The sequence below is a fragment of the Ensifer soli genome, from assembly GCF_041928815.1.
Classification (GTDB): domain Bacteria; phylum Pseudomonadota; class Alphaproteobacteria; order Rhizobiales; family Rhizobiaceae; genus JBHFEI01.
Genome location: NZ_JBHFEI010000039.1, coordinates 1 through 6557, shown reverse-complemented (window position 1 = coordinate 6557; position 6557 = coordinate 1). Strand labels below are relative to the sequence as shown.

General features: G+C 58.9%; 8 protein-coding genes. 7 read left to right on the top strand and 1 reads right to left on the bottom strand.

Translation table 11 applies throughout. The features are described from left to right. Positions 1-64 precede the first annotated feature (64 nt). The 7 genes from ACEVQ6_RS23265 (at position 65) to ACEVQ6_RS23235 (ending at position 5589) form a co-directional block, all read left to right on the top strand. Positions 65-331: a hypothetical protein gene (locus tag ACEVQ6_RS23265; protein WP_374891426.1), complete on the top strand. Its 267-nt coding sequence runs from the start codon at positions 65-67 to the stop codon at positions 329-331. Between the two features lie 97 nt (positions 332-428). Next, positions 429-1016, top strand: coding sequence for a hypothetical protein (locus ACEVQ6_RS23260; RefSeq protein ID WP_374891425.1), 588 nt, complete (start codon positions 429-431; stop codon positions 1014-1016). Then, positions 1016-1651 (top strand): hypothetical protein, encoded by a 636-nt coding sequence (locus ACEVQ6_RS23255; protein WP_374891424.1) that lies wholly within the window; start codon positions 1016-1018, stop codon positions 1649-1651. The genes ACEVQ6_RS23260 and ACEVQ6_RS23255 overlap by 1 nt, the downstream gene beginning before the upstream one ends. 3 nt (positions 1652-1654) lie before the next feature. Further along, a complete protein-coding gene (locus ACEVQ6_RS23250; protein WP_374891423.1) occupies positions 1655-3082 on the top strand; it encodes a hypothetical protein in 1428 nt (475 codons plus the stop codon). Continuing rightward, positions 3079-4089, top strand: a complete 1011-nt coding sequence (locus tag ACEVQ6_RS23245; RefSeq protein ID WP_374891422.1) for a M15 family metallopeptidase — start codon at positions 3079-3081, stop codon at positions 4087-4089. Before ACEVQ6_RS23250 ends, ACEVQ6_RS23245 begins: the two co-directional genes overlap by 4 nt. Before the next feature lie 19 nt (positions 4090-4108). Next, the gene (locus tag ACEVQ6_RS23240) at positions 4109-4735 is read left to right on the top strand and encodes a hypothetical protein (RefSeq protein ID WP_374891421.1); all 627 of its coding nucleotides are present in this window, start codon (positions 4109-4111) and stop codon (positions 4733-4735) included. 275 nt (positions 4736-5010) lie between these two features. Then, the gene (locus tag ACEVQ6_RS23235; protein ID WP_374891420.1) at positions 5011-5589 is read left to right on the top strand and encodes a hypothetical protein; all 579 of its coding nucleotides are present in this window, start codon (positions 5011-5013) and stop codon (positions 5587-5589) included. A 127-nt stretch (positions 5590-5716) separates the two neighbouring features. On the opposite strand, the gene ACEVQ6_RS23230 is transcribed toward ACEVQ6_RS23235, so the two are convergent. Next, on the bottom strand, positions 5717-6208 hold the full coding sequence (locus ACEVQ6_RS23230) for a BON domain-containing protein (protein ID WP_374891419.1): 492 nt from the start codon (positions 6206-6208) through the stop codon (positions 5717-5719). Between the last annotated feature and the right edge of the window lie 349 nt (positions 6209-6557).

Sequence of the window (6557 nt, the reverse complement as noted above, 5' to 3'; positions counted from 1 at the left end):
AAGGCAAAAGGCAAGGCAGGCCAGATTGCCGAGACGCTGGTCCGTCTCGATCTGCTAATTCTCGATGAGCTTGGATAACCAAGCCCGCGACACCGGGGAAACGATCGGCCTGATAGTCACCGAAAGTGGCCTGGACAACCTCCAGAGTGAAACACGCAATGCCCTTTTGTCGGTCTGTCGTGGCGTCGTGCTCGCCTTCACCAGCCTGCGCCTCATGGACCTTCATGCGTCGGGTTCGAGCGAGGCCGAGCAACGGCGGTATGCGCAAAACGTGCTCGCCGCTTTCGACCTCGCGACCTCGGCCCGCGTCGACCCAGAGCGGGGGCATTAGGAGGCAGGGGGGGCGGTTTAATCCTTTGCCGCCAAACGGACCCCTTACCGTCCGGGTTCACGAATTAGCTAAACCGTTAGGAAAACCTTTGCCGGAAATGAAAATCAAAGCCCCCGACGAAGCCGCCGCCGCCTTGGCTGAGGCCCATAAAGCTATGTCCTCGGACGAAATCGCGGCGCATGCTGTCTGCATGGCGAGTATGTTCCTGCGGAAAAATTGTGGCCGGAGATTTACACGCCAAAGGGGGCTCAGGATGCGTAAGTTGCTAAAATTCGAAAGCCTGCGCACCGACCTTGACGCGATCCGCAATGGCGTCTGGCGGGATCATCCTGCGTTGGGTGTGTCCTTTCTTGTGCGGGGTGTCGGATACAGGCCATTTGTCGAGCGCCGCGCCGCCGACACATCGGCCATGCCGCCGCCGGGGATGTCGCAGGATGAGGTGTGGGCTTGGCGCTATCGGCGTCTAGCGCAGAATGTGGCCGACAATCTCCTGTTGGGCTGGAACGGCTTCGATGAGCACTATTCCGCCGAGGCTACCAAGGAAATGCTGGTAGATCCGGCTTTTGAACCACTGTGCGACATCATCCTTTCGCTCGCCCAAGGCGTAGGGACCGCACCCGTCGAATGGGTTGATGCGCCTGCCGCGCCCAGGAAGAAACGCGCGTCGAAGAAGGACACGGCCTAATGTTCCAATTCCAGTCACTTGGCGCGGGACTCAAAGACTTCGTTGCAACAGGCATGCCGCACGAGGTCGAGGCAGCATTGGCGCGCTTCGCGAAGGAAGATCTGCGCCGCGCCATTTCGTCCGGTCAAGCATCGGGGAGTTACGCGCGCTGGACGTCGGGAGTCCAGGGGGCGCCCGAAGAGAGTGTACGGCTCGAAAATCCCGTTATCTTGTATGTCTTTTCCGCGTGGAAAGAAATCGTCTTGGAGGCGATCAAGGACCTCAGGTCCCGTTTCCATAGCCGATCCGGCCGATATGCCGAAAGTTTCCGCGTGATCGTCAACGGTGCGCCGGTGACCAACTACGATGCAATCCCCGGCGATGCGACTGTGATGATCTTCAACGTTCAGCCATACACCCGTTTGATGGAGGTCGGCGGGAACAAGGCAGGAAAGCGCCACTTCGAACGGACGAAGAACGCCCTCTCGAACCGTCATCGCGGCCAATACGACTTCGACCTGACATTTCGCCGCGTCGAAGGCGGGTTCCCCGGTGTCCCCTACATCCTGAAGCACAGCCAAGGCCGCCGGAAAGATCGGCAGGCCGGTATGCCTATTACTTACCCCACCTTGATCATCCGGCGCACGGGAGTCTAGGCAATGCCCTCTATCTCAGAACTGAAAATTCAACCGCGCCTTGACCCGTCCGCATTTGAGGCGGGCGCCAAGCAGATGGACGCCGCGGCCGGGCGCCTGCAATCGTCTTTGCGCCAAGTTGACGTTGATCTAGACCGCGTGTCCAACGCCACGGGCCGCACGCGTTCGCAAACGGAACTGTTGTCTCGAAAATACGTCGAGGGATATGGCGATCAGGTCAAATTCGCGACGGCCCTGCGGAACATTTCCGGGGAACAAGGGGAATGTGTCGGCCGAACGTGCGGCAACGATTTATCGTGGTCTCTCCCAGGCCATGAGCATGACGGCAAACGCCGCCACGCTTGGCGCCACGGCGAACACGCGTCTCAGGGCGCCGCCGACCGCATCGACGCGCTCTTGCAGAAGTTGCCGGACTTCATGCGGCCCGGCAAAATCGGCGACCTCGGCCTTGACCGAACGGGGCTTGCGAACCCCTACCTCAAGGAATTGGAGACGCTTAAGAAGGAGCGCGAAACCGCGCTCCCGGATATTATGAGCGACACGCCGCTTCGCGACCTCGGGCGGCGGTTTACCGAACGCGTCGGCGAGCGAATTTCGGGCGGGCTTCCCGAGACGGGGCCGGTTCCGGGCACCAATCCGTTGCGAGGACAGGCGGACGAGGCCGACCGGGCGCAGAAGGCTTATGATCGCCTTGTCCAGACGACGCGCGAACGCATCGCAGACATGGAGCTTGAAAAGCAATCCATCGGCGGGCTTGCGGTCGAAACGGAACGCATGCGCCTTGAAACTGACCTTCTCCGGCAAGCCCAGGGCGGCGGAGCGAGCATCACGGACGCGCAGCGCGATAGCCTCAAGGGTCTTGCGGCGGAACTGGCGAACGTATCGCAACAGACGCGTGAACTCCGAGCGATGAACGATCTTTCATTCGATCGTGACCAACTCTTGCGCTCGCCGCTGGATCAGCAGATTGCGGCACGCCAACGCCAGCTTGGTACGTCGGTTGACCTGAATTCGCCTATGGCGCAGTACATGCGCCAGAACGACCTCATCAAGCAATCCGGCGAGATCGCGCAGGGTTTCGCGTCGAACTTCCGTTCCGCGATGGAAAAGAACGGGAACGACATCGGCAAGTCGTTCGGCGACGCCTTCAAGAATTCGCTGTTGAGTGCTGCGACCAAGTGGCAGGATCAGGTTTTTGACCGTTTTGGCAAGGCGCTTGGCAACCTTCTATTCGGCGGCAATGATAACGGCGGCGGCGGGTTCCTTTCGAACTTTCTCAGCGGCGGAAAGAAGGCCGACGCAGGCCCGACGTTTGCGCCGAATGCGACATCCACGCTTTCAGAAATCCTCGGGCACAAGGGCGCGAACGATCCAGGCAGCTATGCCGCGCCGGTCGGAGCCGTACGCGGGCGCCTCTGTCATCCGGCATGACGAAAACTGGCATCCCGCTTTCGATCGTGACGGCAGGGAACGGAATGACGGCGCGGGTTGCGTCCGAATATGCGCCACGCTTTCAGGGGTTGTTTGATGACCTCAAGGCGGCTGGCTACAACATTTCCAGCCTCGGGGAGGGCGGTTACAGTTATCGAAACGTGGCAGGGACGAATAATCTTTCCCGTCACGCATTCGGCGAGGCTGTCGATATCAATCCCCGGCAGAACCCTTGGAGCAATAATTTCCAGACAGATTTGCCGCCGAACATCAATGAGATAGCCAAGCGCAACGGCTTGATGTGGGGCGGGAACTGGAGGAAGCCGGACACGATGCACTTCCAGGTCGACAAGAGCGCGAATGAGGCCTCTTTGGCGCTGGATAAGCTCGCAACGTCGTCAACTGGCCTTGAGAAAGGTTTCGGCAATCTCGACACGAGCGCGACCACGATCGCCAAGGCGCTGGACAAGGGCGGCAGTCCGATTTCCGGGTTCCCTCCTATCCCTACGGCATCGCCCTTTACGCAGTTCGGCAACATCCTGCAAAACGGCGGCGCCGATCCGGGCGGCGGGTTTCTCTCGAAAATCCTTGGCGGCATCGGTCGCCTTGTCGGCGGCATCGCGCCGGGCTCGCCTTTTTGGGCTCCGAACACAACGCTCGGCAGTGTGCTTATCAACGGCTATGCCGATGGTACGGAGAGCGCCCCCGGCGGCTTGGCGATGGTGGGTGAACGTGGCCGCGAAATCGTCAACCTTCCACGCGGCTCCCAGGTTGTCCCGAACCATAGGACGGAAGCGCTCCTTTCCGCCGCGAACGGCAATCGCCAGCAGCATGAGCCTCGCCAGCCTCAGCCGATCATCGTCCAGGTGCAGGGCGCGAACGGCGATGAGCACGTCAGAAAGCTTGTCGAGCAGGGCGTCCAGAACGGCCTTGCCCTTGCTCAGCAAGAAAGAGTGCGGGGTTCCTACGCTGACGAGCAGAACGCTTACTTTCGTCGTGTAGGCTGATCCAGTCGCAGGTGAGAAAATGACGTACTCAACCGCGTACATATCGGATGCCGTTTGCAACCGGCTCAGCCAAAGCGGCCCAATCGGATTTTTCATCCGCGTTGCGCCGGAAGGCGTCGAGCCCTTGAGAATTTGGACTGGTGCCGGCGACATTCCGGCGCGGTTTGACGCCGTTGATCCCTCGGGCACGGTCTATTACGGCGCTGGACGACTTAATGGTCTTCCGACACTCGCGGTGATGGTCAATGGCGGTTCGGACGCGGTTGATTTCACGCTGTCCGGCATCGATCCGCAGACAGCCAGAACAACCCTTAGCAGCATTCCCCCCGTCAACGGCGCTCCGGTCACTGTCGGCTTATCGGTCTTTGACAACTACTATCAACCACTCACCGAGCCTATCCCTATTTGGACGGGAACAGCGGCGCGGCTTGGTGAGTCCTCTCCCGTCGTCACCGGCGATCAACCCATAACGCTTGCGCTTTCGCTTTCGGTTGTAGCTGGCGAAAACATGCGGGCGCGAGCTTCCCGCGCCGTGTGGTCCAGCGCGCACCAGAAGTCGCTTTATCTGACCTCATCCGATGACAGGTTTTGCGACAACACCGCGTTGCTTGCGCGCGGCGTCCAGCCGGTTTGGCCGAATTACTGATGAAAGCAGCAAGAGAAGAAAGGAAATTCGATGTCGCTGAAAAGGCTAATGGAGGATGTCCCGTCTGAAGCTCAACATTACTTCAGAAACGGCGGCCTCATCGACAATCACATATCGAGGCTTCGCGGGGAAATTCTGCACTACGATCCGATATTCACGCCGATATTTTCTTCAATGTTCACGGCAAATTTTGCACTAACATCCTTAGGCAAATTTGCCATTTCTGGCCTCTCGGCCATTGCTTCGACCTGTACGACGAACGGCGTGAATTTCTCATGAGCCTTATCAACGTCTTCGTTCGCCAGGATAGTGTTTCGATGTTCAGCGACACGCGGCTGTCGATCGGCTCGAACCGCATTGGAGATGTCGCAAAAGTCTTCGCGGTGCCGCACCTCAATGCAGTCATAGGTGTTCGAGGCCCGATGAAGGCGCTGCAAGTTGTCGTGGATATGGTTGTTCCTCTCGCCGACGACTTCAAAGGCCTAAGGGCGGCGCTCAGCCGATTTTCCGAGCTGTCCGCCGCGCAAATGCTTAAGGGAAATCCGGTCCCGGCGGAAATCGACATCTTCGTCGCGGGATGGAATGATGGACCCGTCGCATATTTCCTCGCCAATCACGACGGACACGGCATCCGACCGTTCCGCCTCATAGACATCCCCTACGCCCTTGTTACGCCCAGGGTTGACGACGGATTGTTTCAGGAGCTTGCAGACGAGGACCCTGAATTCTCGGCCATGCGCAAGGTGATAGACGCCCAGGTAGCGACGTATGCCGTTGTAGGCGGCGCCATTACCTGCACCACGATCCATCAAGATCAAATCACAATGCGTCGATTTTCCTCCTATCATCGATGAAGCCGAATAAAGCAGAAAGGCCGGACGCGATGCCCGGCCTTTCAAGTGCTCCTGCCTGTACATCCGAGGTCAGGGGCTTTCACTTCAACTATGATTCTTCGTTAAACCTTGTGCAAGGCTGACGCATCTACTCGTCAGTGTCCGGAGGGATGTGGCTGTCCACGCCCTCCGTCACGAGACGATCCGAGACGGCCCGGACGCCGGGAACCCCTTTCACCATGGCGAGCAGCCGGGCTCTATCCTCCCGGCTATCGACCGACCCGGACAGGATTACCTTTCCGGCATGGACAGCGATATCGACGGTGCTCAGTTCGATGTTATCGTCAGCCTCGATCAATATCCCGATACGCTCCTCGATGTCATCGTCCGCTATCGTTCCTGCCTCCTCAGAGGGAAACGGAAGCGGAGCGCCATCGACCTCTCGCAGTTCAGGGTCTCCGGCGACGATAACTCCGTCGTCCGCGTCCTGATCCAGATTGCGGCCTGAACCGCCATAAGGCCCGTTGGGCTTCGGACCTTCCCGACCCTCACCATCCGCGTAGGGCCATCCATCCCGTATGTTGCGGGTATCGTAATCACGGTAGTCATCTTCGCGGGAATTGCGCTCGCTATCGGCCATCGTCGTCTCCCATGTAAGGTAATGCGACGAACGGGAAGCTGATAAAGATTGTTCCGGCATTTCTGCTTCGACGGTCAGGAGAAGGTTTTGACCGCAAGTGTCAGTTGACAGCCCTTACGAACTCAAATCTGGTGCATGACGATAGCGGGGCACTTGAAGACCTACGGGGTTCAGATCTCTAGATGGAAGTGCGGCTTTGCTTCTTTGCGTGCGTGGCGCGGACTTGGGCGTCCGGCGGGAGCCGTGGTGTTAGGCGGGCGGAACTCCTACACTGTCCGACATCAGCGCCTGTGAGACAAAATTGGTTGAGTTGAGAAGAGAGGATTTTCGGCTCATCGTAGCTCTATCG

Excerpts from the sequence above, each read along its gene's own strand:
- ACEVQ6_RS23235 (WP_374891420.1), top strand. The coding sequence starts at position 5,011 with ATGAGCCTTATCAACGTCTTCGTTCGCCAGGATAGTGTTTCGATGTTC.
- ACEVQ6_RS23265 (WP_374891426.1), top strand. The coding sequence starts at position 65 with ATGAGCTTGGATAACCAAGCCCGCGACACCGGGGAAACGATCGGCCTG.
- ACEVQ6_RS23245 (WP_374891422.1), top strand. The coding sequence starts at position 3,079 with ATGACGAAAACTGGCATCCCGCTTTCGATCGTGACGGCAGGGAACGGA.
- ACEVQ6_RS23240 (WP_374891421.1), top strand. The coding sequence starts at position 4,109 with ATGACGTACTCAACCGCGTACATATCGGATGCCGTTTGCAACCGGCTC.
- ACEVQ6_RS23255 (WP_374891424.1), top strand. The coding sequence starts at position 1,016 with ATGTTCCAATTCCAGTCACTTGGCGCGGGACTCAAAGACTTCGTTGCA.
- ACEVQ6_RS23260 (WP_374891425.1), top strand. The coding sequence starts at position 429 with ATGAAAATCAAAGCCCCCGACGAAGCCGCCGCCGCCTTGGCTGAGGCC.
- ACEVQ6_RS23250 (WP_374891423.1), top strand. The coding sequence starts at position 1,655 with ATGCCCTCTATCTCAGAACTGAAAATTCAACCGCGCCTTGACCCGTCC.
- ACEVQ6_RS23230 (WP_374891419.1), bottom strand. The coding sequence starts at position 6,208 with ATGGCCGATAGCGAGCGCAATTCCCGCGAAGATGACTACCGTGATTAC.